Genomic DNA, 16,552 nt, shown 5'->3' on the forward strand with positions numbered 1-16,552 from the left:
ATTTTGTTAAGGCATCCCTCGGTGATGCCCGGCATCCCTTCTCGAAACTCTTGAATAGCGTTATCCGAAAGCCGCTGTGGTTGCTGCTCACACCCTTGCGTCACCAACAGTATCAAAGGAGCGAAGTTCATAAAGCGGCATTGCATGTTGCGATGATGGCTAGATCGACCCCGCTCTGCAACGTCTGACTTGAGTGATGCTGATCCAGTATCAGTCCGTCCGCAAACCACCCATCCCCGTCATTCCCGCAACCGGGAGGGTGCCAGCAGGCCCAAGCAGGAGACCATCTACCGGCCTCACCCCCAACGCAACGCAACGCTGAGAGTTTAGCCCCCGCCTGCATGGCGAAGGCGGATCGCAGTGGTCTACGACCAGCCCCGCATCCTATCGCAGCCCCAGATATTTATGCGCCTGCACCGTCAACCGCCATTGCGGGCGGTCCATGACCAGGGCGATGGCGGCGCGGGCGTTGTCGGGGGCGTGGGCGTCGTCGAGGGGCTGGATCAGATGATGAGCGAACGCCCATCGGGCCATCGCATCGACGTCCGCCAGGCTATGGCCACCGCCCGGCTGTGGCCAGACGAGCTTTAGTTCATGCCCAGATCGCTGCACCACGTCGCTGCCGGCCTTGGGACTGACGCAGATCCAGTCGATGCCGGGATGGGCGGCCAAGGTGCCGTTGCTTTCGATCGCGATGGTGAAGCCCCGATCATGCAGCGCATCGACCAGGGCGTCGTCCACCTGCAACATCGGCTCCCCGCCGGTCAGCACGATATAGCGGCCTTCCGCCCCTTCCCCCCAGAAGCCGAGCGCGGCGTCGGCCAGAGCCTCGGCATCGGCGAACTTGCCGCCGCCAAGGCCATCGGTGCCGACAAAGTCCGTATCGCAAAAGCGGCAGACGGCGCTGGCGCGATCCTGTTCGCGCCCGCTCCACAAATTGCAGCCGGCAAAGCGCAGGAACACCGCACGCCGCCCCGCCTGCACCCCTTCGCCCTGGAGCGTCAGGAACATCTCCTTGACCGCATAGCTCATCGTTTAGGCCTTGGGCGGCTGCACGGCATAGATGGTGGGATCGGGCAGGCCCGCTTCCTGATAGCCCTTGGAGCGCAACCGGCAGCTGTCGCACAGGCCGCAATGCTTGCCATCGGGCGTGGGATCGTAGCAGGACCAGCTGATCCCGGCGTCCAGGCCCAGTCGATCGGCCTCGCGCGCGATATCCGCCTTGGTCATATATTGCAGCGGGGTGTTGATGCGGATCGGATGCCCCTCCACCCCCGCCTTGGTGGCTAGCGTCGCCATCTTCTGGAAAGCGTCGATAAATTCGGGCCGGCAATCGGGATAGCCCGAGTAATCGAGCGCATTGACGCCGATGAAGATGTCGCTCGCCCCCGCGACCTCCGCCAGCCCCAGTGTCAGCGACAGGAAGATCGTGTTGCGCGCTGGCACATAGGTGACGGGGATGTCGCTGCCCACCCCACTCTTGGGCACGGCTATGTCGGCCGTCAGCGCCGATCCGCCAAAGGCGGTGAGGTCGAGCGGCAGGACGATGTGACGGATCGCGTTGAGCGCCTGCGCCACGCGCGCGGCGGCGCGCAATTCGACGCGATGGCGCTGGTTATAGTCGATCGACAGCGCGAAGAGGCGATAGCCCGCTTCGCGCGCCAGCGCGCCCGCCACCATCGAATCGAGACCGCCCGACAGCAGGACGACGGCAAATTTTTCTTGTCTGGCAACCATCGCGCCCCGCTACGCCTCCCGACGCAGCAGCGCAAGCGGTCGCGCCTGCCGAGCCGATGCGCGGGTCAACGCTTGCAGGGGCCAAGGCGACGCGCTTCGGCGTCGAAGGCGAAGGGCGCGCCATCGGCGACCCCCTGCGACCGGATCTGCACCAGGCGATCGGTTTCGACGCGCAGGTCGGTGCGGCCATTGCCCGCCGCAGCGCAATCATAGGTGATCGAAACGGCCTTCGCGCCGTCATCGACCGTGAACGCCGGACAGAGGCGCGGGCCATGCTGCAACTGGAGCAATTGGCGCAGGTCGCTGACGCAGATGCGGCGCGTATGGGCGTCCTCGCCGCGTTCGCGCACTTCCCACTGGCCGGTATCGAGCGCGCGCAAAGCCTGGGCCGACGGTGCGTCCCGCCCGCTTTTCTCCACGCCGTGCGCCGCACTTGCCGCGCCGATCAGCGCGATCGCGACGCCCAATATGCGCGCTGCTGCCATGGTCGATCCGCCTTTTCATTCGTCGCAAGAAGATGATGCTGAACCATTGCCGGACAATTGCGGCAATTTCATAGCGCAAACGGAACGGCTGGCCTCAATTCGCGGCAGAGGCCGATGCCGGCGAATCCGTGTCGAAGCTGTCGAGCGCCAGGGGGAAGATGCGCGAGCAAAAGGCACAATCGACGCCGATCACACCATCATCGCCCGCCATTTCCGCGCGTTCGTCGGCGGGGAAGCGGCCGATCACGTCGCGGATATGCGCAAGATCACACCGGCACCCCTTGGCGAGCGGCGCGCCTTCGCTCACGCGCACTTCCTCTTCCTCATGGAACAGGCGCCACAGGATATCGGTCAGCGGCAAGGCCGGGTCAGTCAGTTCGTCGGGCCGCAGCGTGTCGGCCAGCACCTGCACATGCTCCCATTCGGGATGATCATGGCGCACATGCAGCCTTTCGCGCCCAACTTCGCCCTCTGGCAGATGCTGGAGCAGCAGGCCAGCGGCAACGCAGCCCTCACCCGTATCATGGCGGGTCGCGATGCGGATCAGGCTGGGTATCTGTTCGGACTGGAAGAAATAATGCTCCGCCGCATCGGCTAGCGATTCGCCCTCCAGCGGCACGATGCCCTGATAGCGCTCGCCGGTTTCGGCAAGGTCGAAGGTGATGGCAAGGAAACCCTTGCCAAACAGTCCGAACAGCGACGGGTCCGGCCCCAGTTCGGCCAGCCGTTCCGCATCGAACTTGGCATAACCGCGCAGATCGCCATTCTTGTAATCGGCCACCAGCAGGCTGATGACGCCATTGTCGGTCTGCGCCTGGAGCGTCAGCTGGCCCCCTTCCTCCTTGAGCGTGCTGCCGAGCAATGCGGCCAGCACAAGCGCGGAGGCGAGCGTGCGCTCGATCGCGGGCGGATAGGCATGGGCCGCGAGCACCGCGTCCAGCACGGGACCCAGGCGCACCAGGCGGCCGCGCGCATGGCGCTGCGTGATGGTGAAACCAACGGCTTGGTCGAGGGTGGCGGCAGGCGTCAACATGATACTCCGGCAGCCGGCGGAGATACGCCGGCCAAAGATTTCAGCATCCAGCGATGCGGGCAGGCTGCCTAGATAGGAAGCCTGCCCGAAATCTCAACCAAGCCGACCCAGCGCCCAGAGCAGCACCGATTTCTGGCCATGAATGCGGTTTTCCGCCTCGTCCCAGATCAGTGATTGCGGCCCGTCGATCACCGCCTCCACCACTTCCTCGCCACGGTGGGCAGGCAGGCAGTGGAGGAATTTCGCATCGGGCTTGGCCTGGCGCATCAGGTCGGGTGTGACCTGAAATGGCATCATCGCCGCCAGCTTTTCGTCGGCATGCGCCTGACCCATGGAAATCCAGGTATCGGTGACGATGATGTCCGCGCCGGCCACGGCTTCGGCCGCGTCCCGCGTCAGCATGATGGCCGATCCCGCCGCGCGCGCCGCTTCGGCAAAGCCGGGATCGGGGTCATAGCCATGGGGAATCCCCATGCGCACATCGAATTTCAGCAGCCCGGCCGCCTCGACAATGGAATGCAGCACATTGTTGCCATCGCCCAGCCACGCCCATTGGCTGCCGGGAAGCGCCAGGCCATGTTCCACCACGGTCAGCAGGTCCGCGACGATCTGGCAGGGGTGCGACAGGTCGGTGAGGCCGTTGATGACCGGGACCGTGGCATAATGCGCCATTTCCTCGACCTTGGCATGATCGTCGGTGCGGATCATGATGGCGTCGACCATGCGGGACAGCACGCGGGCTGTATCCGCAATGCTTTCGCCGCGGCCCAGCTGGCTGGTCGCGCCATCCAGGATCAGTGACGTGCCGCCCAATTGGCGGATCGCCATGTCGAAGCTGACGCGGGTGCGGGTGCTGTTCTTTTCAAAGATCATCGCCAGCGTATGGCCGGCAAGCGGCGCATCGGCATCCGCCGCGCCCTTGGGCTTGCCCGCCCGCGCGGCCTTGCGGTCGATGGCGTCGGCGATCATCGCGGCGATCGCGTCGCCGCCTGCATCCGAAAGATTGAGAAAATGCTTGGTCATGGGTTTCCCCTCTACTCCCCTCCCGTTCGGTTCGAGTAGCCTTCGAGCTTGTCAAGAAGGCGTATCGAGAACAGTTCTCGACAAGCTCGAACCGAACGGGGTTGGAGAAATTATGTCAGGCCGCCTTCGCCTCCTTGAAGCTCCGCGCGCCGGCGGAAATCTTCTCGATGGCTTCGGCGATGTGGCTTTCCTCGATCACGAGGGGCGGCAGGATGCGCAGCACATTCTGACCCGCCGACACGGCGAGCAGCCCGTGATGATCGCGCAGATGCCCGACAAAGGCACGCGCATCATAGGCGTCCTTCATCCTGACGCCCAGCATCAGGCCCATGCCGCGCACATCCGCAAACATATCATCATGATTGGGGATGAGCTGCTCCAGCGCCGCGCGCAGGCGCGCGCCCATGGTCTTCACATGGTCGAGGAAACCGTCGGCCAGCACTTCGTCCAGCACGGTAAGGCCCACCGCCATGGCGAGCGGATTGCCGCCATAGGTAGACCCGTGGGTGCCGAACACCATGCCCTTGGCTGCTTCTTCGGTCGCCATGCACGCGCCGAGCGGAAAGCCGCCGCCAATGCCCTTCGCCACGGCCATGATGTCGGGCGCGACGCCATATTGCTCATGCGCAAAGAAGGTGCCGGTGCGGGCATAGCCGCACTGAACTTCGTCGAGGATGAGCAGCAGCCCCCGTTCGTCGCACAGCTGGCGCAAGCCCTTGAGGAAGTCCTGCGTCGCGGGGGTCACGCCGCCTTCGCCCTGCACCGGCTCCAGCAGAAAGCCGGCGGTATTGTCGTCCACCGCGGCGGTCGCGGCCTCAAGGTCGTTGAAGGGCACGACCTGGAAACCGGGCAGCAGCGGTTCGAAGCCGTCGCGCATCTTGGGCTGGCTGGTGGCCGAAATCGTGCCCAGCGTCCGCCCGTGAAAGGCGTTGTCGAAACTGATGATCTTGTGCCGGTGCGCCTCGCCATTGGCAAAATGATAGCGGCGCGCGGTCTTGATGGCGCATTCGACCGCTTCCGCGCCCGAATTGGTGAAGAAGACGGTATCGGCGAATGTGTTATCGACCAGCTTCTGCGCGAACTCCTCCCCCAGCGGCATGCCATAGAGGTTGGATGTGTGCATCAGGGTCGCGGCCTGATCGGCGATCGTCTTGACCAGCCGGGGATGGCCATGACCCAAAAGATTGACGGCAATGCCGCTGGCGAAATCAAGATAACGCTCGCCGCGCTCGCCGATCAGATAGCAGCCCTCGCCTCGCACCGGACGCACATCGCACCGGGGGTAAACGGGCATGAGCGGCTTAATCGACATGGGCCTTACCTTTCTGGACTGATGTCTAAATCGTCAGATGCGCGGGGTTGCGCGAAACGCAAAAAGGCGGCCCCGCCGGACCGCCCTCGTGCGAGCAACGCCTATACAGACGCCAATGAAGGGGTGCAACCCCGCCTCCATGGCCAGTGGCGCGACGCTGGCCCTGACCCGCCTTGGCCTTGGCGCTGGCCTTAGCCGATCTGGTTCCAGGCCTCGGCGATTTCCGCAACGATGGCGCGCGCTTCGTCCACTGGCGCAGCCGAGCGCTCCTTCGCGCCAACCAGCAACAGGCGGCGTGCCTCGCGATAGATTTGCGCAAGGCCGGTGGCGACGTCGCCTCCCTTGTCGAAATCCAGGCTGGATTCCAGCGCAAACAGGATCGACATGGCGCGGGCCTGCTTGTCAGACACCTTCATCCGGTCGCCATTGCGTTCGGCAAGCGCCGCGGCGTCGAGCGCCAGCAGCAGTTCGTCGAACAGGATCTTGACCAGCCCGTGCGGGGTCGCCCCTTCAGTGCGGCTGCCCGAATGCACCGCTGCATAACGCCGCGCCGCCGAATTGCCTGCATAGCCCTGATTGTAGAACATCGTCGTCTTCCGTCCCGAATTAATTGTCGCTGTTGTTCCAGACCTTGATCTGCTGTTCGAGGTAGCTTTGCGTCGCCTTAAGCGCGCTGAGGCGTGTTTCCATCGCCGCGTAAACCTTGGTCAGATGCTCCTGATAATTGGTCATCTGATCATCGAGCTTGCTCAGCTGCTCGGTAAAGTCCTCGGCCAGCGCCCCATAGCGCTCCTGCGCCAGCTTGAGCGGGCCGTCATCTTTCTCGATGGAGTCGCGCACGCTGTCCATCAGGCTGGCGAGCCCCGGATTGGCGGCGGTCGACACCTTGGGGTTGACCATGTTGGTCACGCCTTCGGGATCCGCTTCCATGGCTTTTGCGAGCATGTCGGTGTCGAGGCTGAGCGTGCCGTCGCGATTGGTGGCGACGCCAATATCCGCCAGCGTCTTGTAAGTGCCGGTGCTGCCGAGCGGGGTCGAGGTGATGGCGGCAAGCTGGCGCTTCATGTCGCGCACGCCCGACACGCCGTTCAAGACCCCTGCGCTCGACGAATCCGCGCCCGTCGCGGTCGCGGTGTTGAGCGCGGTCATCAGCGTATTATAGGCGCTGACAAATTCCTTGAGCAGATCGGACAGGCCGGCCGTCGGCTGCGTCATCGACAGGGTGACGGTGGTGCCGGGCGACGCCTTGTTAAGGTCGATCCGCAGATAGTCGATCGCACCGTCGACGGTGTTGCTGGCATATTCATAGGCGACGCCGTCCAACGTGATCTTGGCGTTCTGCGGCGCCGACGTGCTGGACATGGTGGCGCTGTCCGCGCCGCTCCAGCCCAGGCCCGCGAGCACGCTGCCGCTATCATCGGCGCTGGTGCTGACGGAAAAATCATTGGCCGCGCCGGTTTCCCCCTTGAACACCAGCCGCGTGCCGTTGGTATCGGTCACGACGCGCGCGGTTACGCCGGTTCCCGCAGCGTTGATCGCTGAGGCGAGGCCGGCAAAGCTGTTGTTGCTGGAATCGATGGTGATGGTCGTCGCTTCGCCCGCCGCGTTGGTGATGGTGAAGCTACCGGTGCCGACCGCGCTGCTGCCGGTCGCGCCCGCGGTGGCGGTGGAGGACAGGACACGGGCTGTCGCCAACTGGTTGACGATGAGCTGCGCGGGAAGACCCGCCGGGCTTCCGCCGCTCAGCAGAGTGACCGACGCGATGCTGCTGTCGTTGGAGGCGGCGGTGCCGGTATAGGCCGCGCCCGAGAGGACTTCGGTGAGCGCGTCGGCGAAGGTGTCGAGCGAGCTCACTGCCGACGCCAGCGCGGAAATCCGTGAACTGTTAAGCGACTGACGGCTGGTGATCGCCGATTCCTTCGGGTCGCGCGTCGCGCTGACCAGGCTGGACACGAGCGAGGAGGTGTCGATCCCCGATCCCGCGCCGAGCGCTGTCAAGATGCTGCTGCCTACCGAAGTCATTGGGCCGTCCTTTCAAGAGGGTAGAACGGCGGTAGCGGGAAGACCTTTAGGAAAGATTTGCGGTAGGGCCGGATGGCCTTGCCCTGCCCGGTCTAATTGCCGGAAACCGCGACCTGCTCCACCGTCGCGCGCCGCAAATGCGCCTGCCCGGCATGGGCGTGCGCAGCGCGCGCGACTATGCGGCGCGCGACATCGGCGGCATGTTCCACAGCTTCCTTGCTGGCCGGCGGCAGGGGGACCAGCACCATGGGCTTGGGGATCATCGCCTGCACCGCATCCTGCGCCCGCGCAAGGTCGGTCGACCCGGCGTCGAGGTCGGCCAGTATTTCGGCGATGCGCGCATGGACCTCGACATATTCGGCAAGGCTGGCCAGTTCCTCCTGGCTGCTCCCGGCCACATCGGGCTGCGGCAGGGCGCTTCGCTTTTCCTGCGCCATCGCGTCGTTGGTCCGGCGAGCGGACACTGACTGGATGGCGGGCACGGGCGAAGATGCGCGGACGACCGCGCGATCGACCGGCGACAATTCAGTTCGCGATACAAAATCGTCCATGACGCACCATCCTTACGGGTCCCCGTGAACAGAGAACGGACCGGGGTCCTGATGCTTTAGGGCGTTCAGCGAAAAAATTCGTCGTTCGATAAAAAGGACTGCGAAGGCGACATTTGCAGCGCGTGTCAGAGCTTGCGCCCATCCGCATCGAAGCGCAGGTCGTCGGGCACGGTGATGAAGGGGCGGTCCATTTCGCCCGCCATCTTGTTTTCCACGCGGAACACGAAGGCGAGGACGGTCGCCACCGCCATATACAGCCCCTCATTCACGATCTGCCCCGCGCGGCTGGTAAAATAGATGGCGCGCGCCAGTTCGGGATATTGCAGCACAGTGACGCCATGCGTGTCGGCAAGGTCGCGGATCGAGGCGGCGATGGCGTCGCACCCCTTGGCGACGACCACGGGCGCGGCGTCCTGCCCCGGCTTGTAACGCAGCGCGACCGCGAAATGGGTGGGGTTGGTGATGATGACGCTCGCTTCGGCGACGGCCTTGCGGGTGGAGCCGCTCAGCACTTCGAACTGGCGGCGGCGGATATGCCCCTTGAGCTCGGGCGATCCTTCGCTTTCCTTATGCTCGTCCTTCACTTCCTGCTTGCTCATGCCCAGCCGCTTGGCGCGCTGCATGATCTGGGCCGGCACGTCGATGCCCGCGATCAGGAACAGACCGCCCGCCATGACCAAGCAGGTGAAGATGAAGATATTGCCGACATCGGCGATGGCCGGCGCGATGCCCGCCTTGCCCAGGCCCGTAATCTCGGCCAGCCGGTCCCAGATCAGCCAGACGCCGATGCTGCCGAGCAGGCCGACCTTGGCGATCGATTTCAACAGCTCGATCAGGCCCTGCATCCCGAAGATGCGCTTGAGGCCGGACAGAGGATTGAGCTTTTCCGGCTTGGGCGCGAAGGCGCCGGGGCGAAAGCCCAGCGATCCGAGCAGCGCGGGCGCGGCGATGGCGGCCAGGAAGGTGGCGAGCATGACGCCCGCCACCGGCAGCGCGATACTGGCGAGCAGGTCGAGTCCACGCTTGGCCGGGGAAAAGTCGACAATATCCTCGCGCCGGATGCGCAGCGCCTCCACCAGCATGTCGCGCAGCGCGTCGATCAGCGACGGGCCAATGACCGCCAGACAACCGATACCGGCCATGACGACCAGCGCCGTGCCCAGTTCGCGCGACTGAAGGATGTCGCCCTTCTTGGCGGCGTCCTGCAACTTCTTGGGTGTCGGCTTTTCGGTCTTTTCGCCGCCCTCGCTGCCGCCGGCCATGTCAGCGGCCCTCCGCGATGTGGCCGGCTTGCGTCAGCCCTGCCTTCAAGGCGGCGGTCATGCCTTCGGCCATGATCGGCGCGGCGATGGCGAGCAGGATCAGGCCCGCCATCATCGCCATCGGCATGCCGACCGCGAACAGGTTGAGCGAAGGCGCCGCGCGCGACAGCATGCCCATGACGATCTGCACCAGCACCAGCGCAAAACCGACAGGCAGCGCGACGGTCACCCCCATGCCCAGCAGCGACCCGCCAAATTCGATGAGCCGCCAGATGGTGTCATTGGCCAATATGCCGCTGCTGGGCGGAATGGCGACATAGCTTTGCACGACGAAGCTGGCGAGCAGCAGATGGCCGTCCATGCCCAGCAGCAGGAAGGTGGCGAGGATCGAGAGGAACTGGCCCAGCACCTGCGTCCCCTGCCCCGATGACGGATCGACCATGGCGGCGAAGTTGAGGCCCATGGCGTTGCCGATCGTTTCCCCCGCGACGAAAGCGGCGGCATAGCCGATCTGGACCGCGAACCCCATGGCGAGGCCGGCCAGCACCTCGCCCGCGACCATCAACACACCCTGGAAGCTGGCGACACCATCGGGCGGAAGCTGGATTGTGACGCTGTTGAGCGCGGCCAGGCCCAGCGCGAGCGCCAGGATCAGGCGCAGCTGAAGCGGGACGGCGGGCGCGCCGAACACGGGCGCGGCGATGAAGGCGGCGCCCGGCCGGATCATCGCGATCAGCCAGACCCATAGCTGGGTTTCGACGCCCGCGAAGCCCGGCGCGATCATCGCGCGCCCCTCATTGCAGCAGGTCCGGGATGCGTTCGAAAATTTCGCGCGTGAAGTCGGCGACCAGCACCATGATCGACCCGCCAAACAACACCAGCATCGCGCCGACGACGATCAGCTTTGGAATGAAACTCAGCGTCTGCTCGTTGATGGAGGTCGCCGCCTGGATCATGCCGATGACGAGGCCCGAAATCAGCGCCGGGATGAGGATGGGCGCGGCCGCGAGCGCCGTGATCCACAGCGCCTGCTGGGCAAGGCCCATGAAAAAATCGGCGTTTTCCATCGCCTATCGCTCTTCAACCATTCGGTGCGTTGCGCTCATGTCGCGAACGATCCGGCCAGCGACCCCATGGTCAGCGCCCAGCCGTCCACCAGCACGAACAACAGCAATTTGAACGGCATGGAAATGATCGTGGGCGACAACATCATCATGCCCAGCGCCATCAGCGTCGACGCCACCACCAGGTCGATGATGAGGAAGGGCAGGAAGATCATGAAACCGATCTGGAACGCGGTCTTCAATTCGCTGGTGACGAAGGCGGGCAGCAGGATGGAAAAGGGAATGTCGGCCGGCGTGCGGAAAGCGGGCGCCTGCGCTAGATTGGCAAACAGCTTGAGGTCGCTTTCGCGCGTCTGCTTGCTCATGAAGCCGTGCAGCACCTTGGCCGACCGGCCGACCGCCTCCTCGATGCTGATCTGCCCCTTGCCATAAGGATCGAAGGCCTGCGCGTTGATCGTGTCGATCGCGGGCCGCATCACGAACAGCGACAGGAACAAGGCGAGGCCGACCAGCACCTGGTTGGGCGGGGTCTGTTGCAGGCCCAGCGCTTGGCGCAGCAGCGACAGAACGATGATGATGCGGGTGAAGCTGGTCATCATGAGCACGAGCGACGGAAGCACCGTCAGCAGACTCATGAGGATCAGGATTTGCAGCGATAGCGAGAGCGACCGGCCATCGCCCGACACCTGCCCCAGTGCGCGGGTCAACGCGCCGCCATTGTCGACCGGGGGCGCGGCGGGCGCGGCTTGCGCCATGGCGGGAACGGCAAGCAAAAAAAGGAAAAACACCGTCATCCCCGCGAAGGCGGGGATCCATCTCCCCAGCCGCGGAACGAGGCGAAAGGTCGAGAAATGGGTTCCCGCTTTCGCGGGAATGACGATGCTATTGTCACCGTCCACGATAGGGGTCGCCTTCCGCGATCTTTTCGATGCGGCCGCGCGTCACCGCGACGAGGATCTTCTTGCCCTCAAATTCCACCACGGCGAGCTTGCCGAACGTGCCCATGGGCAGCGCTTCGAGCAGCTTGAGCGAGCGATCGCCCTGCCCCGCGCCGATCATGCCGGGCTGATATTTGCGCCACAGCCACAATGCGCCGAACGCCATGCCGCCCACCAGCGGCAGCAGGATCAGCAACTTGACGAAATACCAGACCATATCGAGCCGCCCGCTATCATGGTTAACCCCGCCAGTGCGATCCGCAGTTTCGCGCGCAAAGGCAAGGGCAAATTGGCCAGCGTGCGATCAGCCGCGCCGTTCGATCCCGGCAAGCCGGTTTTCGGTCGCCGCAATATCGACGATGCGGATGCCATAGCGCCCGTTCACCGTCACCACCTCGCCCTTGGCGATCAGCGCGCCGTTGACCATGATGTCGAGCAGGTCGTCGGCCTGGCGATCCAGTTCCACGATGGAGCCTTCAGCCAGGTCCATGACTTCGGCGAGGCGCAGCGATGTCGAGCCCACCTCCACCGACATGCGCACCGGAATGTCAGCCAGCAGCTTGAACTGGCGGTTATTGGTCATCTTGCTGACCGGGTCTTCGGGCCGCTCCATCCGGGGGGCTTCGCTCATGTCGCTCATTGGTCGGTTTCCTGTGCAAGCTTTTCGATCTGGAAGGCGGCGCGGCCATCCTGCTCACCGATCGTGCCATGGGCAACGATGCGGTTTCCAACGATCAGCGGCAGCGCGCGGCCGATCGTCACGGGGATTACGTCACCAACCTTGAGTTCCATCAGGTCGGCGAGCGAGAGATTGGGGCGGGCCAGCACCGTGCGGGCCGGCAGGCGGATGTCGCGCATGCGCCGCGCGATGCGTCCCTGCCACACCGGATCGGCCTGATCATCATCGGCGGGAACCTTGGCGCCGGTCAGCGCCTCGACCGCGCGCAGGGCGGACAGGGGGAACAGCAGGTCGATCGGCCATTCCTGATCGCGCGTCAGCGTGACGACGAAGCGTTGCAGCACCATCTGGTCGGCAGGTTGGGCGGCGGCGGCATAGCCCACGCCCGTTTCGCGCAGGATCAGCGACGCGTCGAGCGGCAGGACATCGGCCCAGCTTTCGACCATCCGCACCATCAATGTTTCGGAAATCCGCGCGATCAGGCGGTCTTCGGTCGGCGTGAATTCACCGCGCACGGGCAGCGGACGGTTGCCGATGCCGCCATAGAAGCAATCGACCAGCGTCGATATCATGCCTGCGTCCAGCCGCAGCAGCATCTGCCCCTTGAGCGGCAGGATGCGATAGAGCGAAATGCTGGTAAAGGCGGGGACTTGCGCGCTCCAGGCGGCGAAGTCCAATACGCGGGCGTCTTGCGCCTGCACATTGGGGCGCACGCCGGCAATCGGTTCGATCAGCGCGCGAATGCGCCGGCCGAGCTTGTCGCCCAGCCGGTCCAGCCCGGACAGCATCACGGGCGCCTGCAATTCCCCGCGCCCGAAGGCGAAGGATTGAACGTCGGTCGTCATCTTGGTCCCCTGCCCGCATCAGGTCAGGGGACATCCCGACCCTCTTCAGGCGCCCCTATTGAATAACGAAATTGGTAAAATAAACGTTATCAACGCCGCCATAGCCGGTTTTCTGCTTCAAAATATCGTTGATGATCGTCCTGATCTTGCCTTGCAGCATCTGCTTGCCCTTGGGGGTGTCCAGCACCTCCTGCGGCTGCTGGGCAAGCATCATCAGCACCTGGCTGCGGATCGCCATTTCATGCGTCTTGATCGCATCGATGACGCGCATGTCATAATAGGTCGACACCGCGACCGAAATCTGGGCGAAGGCGTCAGTATCGCTCATGTTGGAGGTGAAGGGCGCCTGCAACTGGAAATAGGTCGCCTGATAGGCGGCCGGATTGGCCGGGGTCGGCAGGTCGATGCCCTTGCCATGCGGCATGGCGTGGAGAGCGCCGGCTTCCCCATGCGGGGCGGCATGGGCCTTGGCAATGTCTTCCGCGCTTTCGCCGGCCAGCACGAGTACGGGCTTGTTGGGGTCCTCCTTGGGGCCTTCCTCCTTCGCGCCGAAGAAGCCGGCGGCATAAAGGCCACCCGCCGCGCCCGCGCCGCCGACGATGACGCCGACGACCAGCAGCAGGATCATCTTCATGCCCCCGCCCTTTTTCTTCTTGGCCTTCGGTTCGTCGCTCATGCTCTAGGTCCCCTGGGATGGGCGCGGATCACGCATAGCGCGCGCGCACTGTGTCGCGGGCGCTGTTGCCCGCCTCCTCAGAGTCCATAACGACCGGACCGTCCCCATTTTTATGCAGCTGCGCGATATTTTCGCGACCCTGCCGGCCCTGCATCTGCGATTGGCCCGATCCCTGCCCCTGGGCCTGCCAATGGCCGGCGGACGGCTGCTGCTGTGGATCGGATTGCGAACCATTCTGGTTCGCGGCGTTATCGGCACGAGCCGGTTCGGTGATATGCGCGGACCGCTCCACCCGCACGTCATGAATGCGCCCGGCGGCTAAGGCGGGGTCCCGTTTCAACTGGTCGCTATCCTGGCGCAACGCCAGTTCAGCCGCTTCGCTGGCGACGGTCAAGCTCACCGCCACGCCGTCCGCGCCCTGGCGAATGTCGACCTGAACGGGGCCAAGCCGGTCGGCGTTGATCTGGAACCGGCCCTGCGCGCCATTGGCCGACAGACCGGCAATGTCACGCGCCAGCCCGTCGATCCACTGGCCCGAAACGCCCATATCGACCATCTGCGCGCCAAGGCTGGCGGACAGGTCGCTGACGGGCATGGCGAGCGGCGCGATCTGAGCCGTCGCTTGCGGCGCGGGAGTCAGAAGCGGTGCGGTCGCGGCGCTCGCCGGCACAGACGCTGCCGCTGGCGCGGCGGATGGGGCATCGGTCATCGGCGCGGCCGCGCTGTCGCCCCGTGGCTCGGCAACCTGGGGGGCGCGGCCTATCATCTGGTCGCGCACCAGCTGGAGCAAGGAAACGGCCTCCGCCCGAACCCGCTGGACCATGGGCCGCGCGACGTCGGACACCATGTCCGGCGGCGTTACGACCGCATCATCCTGGGCAGGGGCGGACTGATCGGCCGCTGCCTGCGCCGCCATGGCCGGGGTCGTCGGGAAACCCGTCGCGACGGCACCGCGCCCGGCACTAGCCGGCTTTCCCGGTTCCGCTGGCACGGGTGGACTAACGATCTCACTCGGCGCAACGACCGGAGGCGGTTCCCGCGCTGCGGATAGGGTCGATGCCTCGGCCGGCGTTGCAGGGGCCGACACGGATGGTGCGGCACTCCGAGCTACAGCAGCCCCGGATCCAGCCGCATGAAGGGCCGGCGCTGGCGGGGCCTCGGCTGGCGGGATGTCTGAGGGCGGCGTCCTTGTCGCGACGGATAGCGCGGCCGGCCCATCGGCCGAAGCGGCCATCATGGCGGGCCGTGGCATGGCGGAACCGACGGCGGGAGCAGCGGACGTGTCCGGAATCGCGCGCTCGTCCGCACCCTCGCGCGCGACAGGCATCGGCGCCGCGGCCATGGCCGGGTCAAAAGCTGACGCGGCAGTGGCGTGCCCGACCGGCGCGCGCGTGGTCGGAGCGGCCGTCACAGGCTCGCTCCTATTCGGTGTTTGCGCGACGGCGGGATGTGGCTGATCGACCGGCAGCATCGGGTCTGTGACAAGGGCTTCGGCACCTGCGGACACAGAAGGCCGAATCTGAGGCGCTACGCCGGCCAACGGTGCTGGCTGGACCGCATGGGTGGCCTTGGCCGGTTGCGGGACCGGCGATGGCGGGTATGTCGCGTCGGCAGGGGCGACGCTGCGTGCGCCCGTATCGACAGGAGCGCTGATCGCGGCCGCCTGCGGTTCAGCCGAAGGGGTTGCCGTTGGTGGCGCTGGGACAGCCCTGTTTTCGACCGGCACCGTTGACGACGCGACAGGCGCATGATCGGACGGCACGGGATGATCGGCCATCGGCACGGCCGGGTCGATGGGCGCGGCAATGGGCTGCGGCGGGAGGCCGGCGCTCTTGGGTGACTTAGTCGTGGCGATGTTTGGGGCACCCGCATCGACCGGCGCGGCATCGGGCTGCGGCGGGGACGGATGCGCTGGCATGGCGGGCTGCGACCGGCTGGTGGCAGGCGCGACCGGCGCAGCGGCAACAGGCGAAGGCGCGCTGTCAGCGACGGGGGCCGGAGATACCGGTACGGGAATCGGCATCGCCAAGGCGGAAACCGAAATCGGGGCGTCTTCGGCCCGATCCGCGCGCGTCTTCGCTTTGGGAGCGTCCGGTTGCACCGCCTGTTCGTCTTCGCCGCCTTCCGCAGGAACCGCCGGCGTCTCCGCACGCTCCGCTTCGTTCGGCACGACGGGCTTCGCGACGCTGTCGTCCATCGGGGCCAGCATGGCAGCTTCGGGCGCGGCGGACGCGACCGCCATGGCTTGGCCCTCCCAGGTCAGGTTCGCAACCGGCGGCTCCGACCGTCCCATGTCGGTCGGTGCCGCGATCCCTGGAGCAGGCGATGGCCCATCCCCATGCGCGACGGGCTGCAACGGGTCAGCCCCGTCCTTCCCCGGCCCGGCGAGGGACGGACCCGGTCGGCCGAGCGCGACGGCTGGCGATTCGTCCTGACCTGCCATGGGGAGCCGCACAACCGCAGGCGATCCTTCCGGCACGTCGGTGGACGCATGGGGCCGTTTCAGCAGCTCTGGATCAGCGCCGTCCGCATCCGGGACGCGCGAGGGCTGAGCCGTTGCCGGGCCGGCTGTCGGCGCCGCCTCGATTGGCGCGGGCACTGCCCCCTGCCCTGGCATCGGCAAGAGCGCCGGTTGCGCCCCGGCGTCGCCTTCTACCAAGGGAGCAGGCATGGCGGGGCCCGCCGGCACCATCGCCTTATCGCCACCATGCGAATATTCTTGTCCGACGAGGGTTGCCGACGTCCGGGCGGCAAAGGCTGCGACATCGTCCGCCGCCGGAGGGCTGGCAGGCTTATCCGCCTGCGCTGCGCTCAGAAATTGCGCGAAGTCCACGCTGCCTTCGGCCGGCAGGGTCATGGCTTGCGCTCCGCCAGGCGCGACCGTGGGAAACAGCAGAGCCTTGAGGCTGGTCAACATGGTCATGG

18 protein-coding genes are annotated in these 16,552 nt (G+C 65.6%); all 18 read right to left on the reverse strand.

Annotated elements, in window-relative coordinates:
* Positions 1–384: 384 nt before the first annotated feature.
* The 18 genes from queE to LL253_RS08960 all read right to left on the reverse strand — a co-directional run bounded on the left by queE (position 385) and on the right by LL253_RS08960 (position 16,550).
* Positions 385–1,032: a 7-carboxy-7-deazaguanine synthase gene (gene queE / locus LL253_RS08875; RefSeq protein ID WP_228226958.1), complete on the reverse strand. Its 648-nt coding sequence runs from the start codon at positions 1,030–1,032 to the stop codon at positions 385–387.
* A gap of 3 nt (positions 1,033–1,035) precedes the next feature.
* Positions 1,036–1,737, reverse strand: coding sequence for a 7-cyano-7-deazaguanine synthase QueC (gene queC / locus LL253_RS08880; protein WP_009820849.1), 702 nt, complete (start codon positions 1,735–1,737; stop codon positions 1,036–1,038).
* A gap of 65 nt (positions 1,738–1,802) precedes the next feature.
* Positions 1,803–2,222 (reverse strand): DUF3617 domain-containing protein, encoded by a 420-nt coding sequence (locus LL253_RS08885; RefSeq protein ID WP_009820847.1) that lies wholly within the window; start codon positions 2,220–2,222, stop codon positions 1,803–1,805.
* Between the two features lie 94 nt (positions 2,223–2,316).
* Positions 2,317–3,255, reverse strand: coding sequence for an Hsp33 family molecular chaperone HslO (hslO, locus tag LL253_RS08890; protein WP_228226959.1), 939 nt, complete (start codon positions 3,253–3,255; stop codon positions 2,317–2,319).
* A 93-nt stretch (positions 3,256–3,348) separates the two neighbouring features.
* Positions 3,349–4,278, reverse strand: coding sequence for an ornithine carbamoyltransferase (argF, locus tag LL253_RS08895; protein WP_009820845.1), 930 nt, complete (start codon positions 4,276–4,278; stop codon positions 3,349–3,351).
* A 115-nt stretch (positions 4,279–4,393) separates the two neighbouring features.
* The gene (locus tag LL253_RS08900; protein WP_228226960.1) at positions 4,394–5,590 is read right to left on the reverse strand and encodes an aspartate aminotransferase family protein; all 1,197 of its coding nucleotides are present in this window, start codon (positions 5,588–5,590) and stop codon (positions 4,394–4,396) included.
* 191 nt (positions 5,591–5,781) lie between these two features.
* Positions 5,782–6,177 carry a flagellar export chaperone FliS gene (locus tag LL253_RS08905; protein WP_009820843.1) on the reverse strand — a complete coding sequence of 132 codons (396 nt, stop codon included), beginning with the start codon at positions 6,175–6,177 and terminating at the stop codon, positions 5,782–5,784.
* A 19-nt stretch (positions 6,178–6,196) separates the two neighbouring features.
* Positions 6,197–7,612, reverse strand: coding sequence for a flagellar filament capping protein FliD (gene fliD / locus LL253_RS08910; RefSeq protein WP_228226961.1), 1,416 nt, complete (start codon positions 7,610–7,612; stop codon positions 6,197–6,199).
* Positions 7,613–7,704: 92 nt separating this feature from the next.
* Positions 7,705–8,163, reverse strand: coding sequence for a hypothetical protein (locus LL253_RS08915; RefSeq protein WP_228226962.1), 459 nt, complete (start codon positions 8,161–8,163; stop codon positions 7,705–7,707).
* 125 nt (positions 8,164–8,288) lie between these two features.
* Complete coding sequence (gene flhB / locus LL253_RS08920) at positions 8,289–9,425, reverse strand: flagellar type III secretion system protein FlhB (RefSeq protein ID WP_228226963.1); 1,137 nt, start codon at positions 9,423–9,425, stop codon at positions 8,289–8,291.
* Between the two features lies 1 nt (position 9,426).
* On the reverse strand, positions 9,427–10,209 hold the full coding sequence (fliR, locus tag LL253_RS08925) for a flagellar biosynthetic protein FliR (protein WP_228226964.1): 783 nt from the start codon (positions 10,207–10,209) through the stop codon (positions 9,427–9,429).
* A gap of 10 nt (positions 10,210–10,219) precedes the next feature.
* Entirely contained in the window at positions 10,220–10,492 is a 273-nt protein-coding gene (gene fliQ / locus LL253_RS08930; RefSeq protein ID WP_228226965.1) for a flagellar biosynthesis protein FliQ, read from the reverse strand.
* A gap of 35 nt (positions 10,493–10,527) precedes the next feature.
* Positions 10,528–11,283, reverse strand: coding sequence for a flagellar type III secretion system pore protein FliP (fliP, locus tag LL253_RS08935; RefSeq protein ID WP_323133408.1), 756 nt, complete (start codon positions 11,281–11,283; stop codon positions 10,528–10,530).
* Between the two features lie 94 nt (positions 11,284–11,377).
* Positions 11,378–11,644 carry a FliO/MopB family protein gene (locus tag LL253_RS08940; protein ID WP_021228772.1) on the reverse strand — a complete coding sequence of 89 codons (267 nt, stop codon included), beginning with the start codon at positions 11,642–11,644 and terminating at the stop codon, positions 11,378–11,380.
* 87 nt (positions 11,645–11,731) lie between these two features.
* Complete coding sequence (gene fliN / locus LL253_RS08945; protein ID WP_009820835.1) at positions 11,732–12,067, reverse strand: flagellar motor switch protein FliN; 336 nt, start codon at positions 12,065–12,067, stop codon at positions 11,732–11,734.
* Positions 12,064–12,951: a flagellar motor switch protein FliM gene (locus LL253_RS08950; RefSeq protein WP_228221752.1), complete on the reverse strand. Its 888-nt coding sequence runs from the start codon at positions 12,949–12,951 to the stop codon at positions 12,064–12,066. The genes fliN and LL253_RS08950 overlap by 4 nt, the downstream gene beginning before the upstream one ends.
* A 55-nt stretch (positions 12,952–13,006) precedes the next feature.
* Positions 13,007–13,627: a flagellar basal body-associated FliL family protein gene (locus LL253_RS08955; RefSeq protein WP_009820833.1), complete on the reverse strand. Its 621-nt coding sequence runs from the start codon at positions 13,625–13,627 to the stop codon at positions 13,007–13,009.
* 28 nt (positions 13,628–13,655) lie between these two features.
* Positions 13,656–16,550 (reverse strand): hypothetical protein, encoded by a 2,895-nt coding sequence (locus tag LL253_RS08960; protein WP_228226966.1) that lies wholly within the window; start codon positions 16,548–16,550, stop codon positions 13,656–13,658.
* Positions 16,551–16,552: the final 2 nt, after the last annotated feature.

The sequence above is a fragment of the Sphingobium soli genome (assembly GCF_020782245.1).
Lineage (GTDB): Bacteria > Pseudomonadota > Alphaproteobacteria > Sphingomonadales > Sphingomonadaceae > Sphingobium > Sphingobium soli.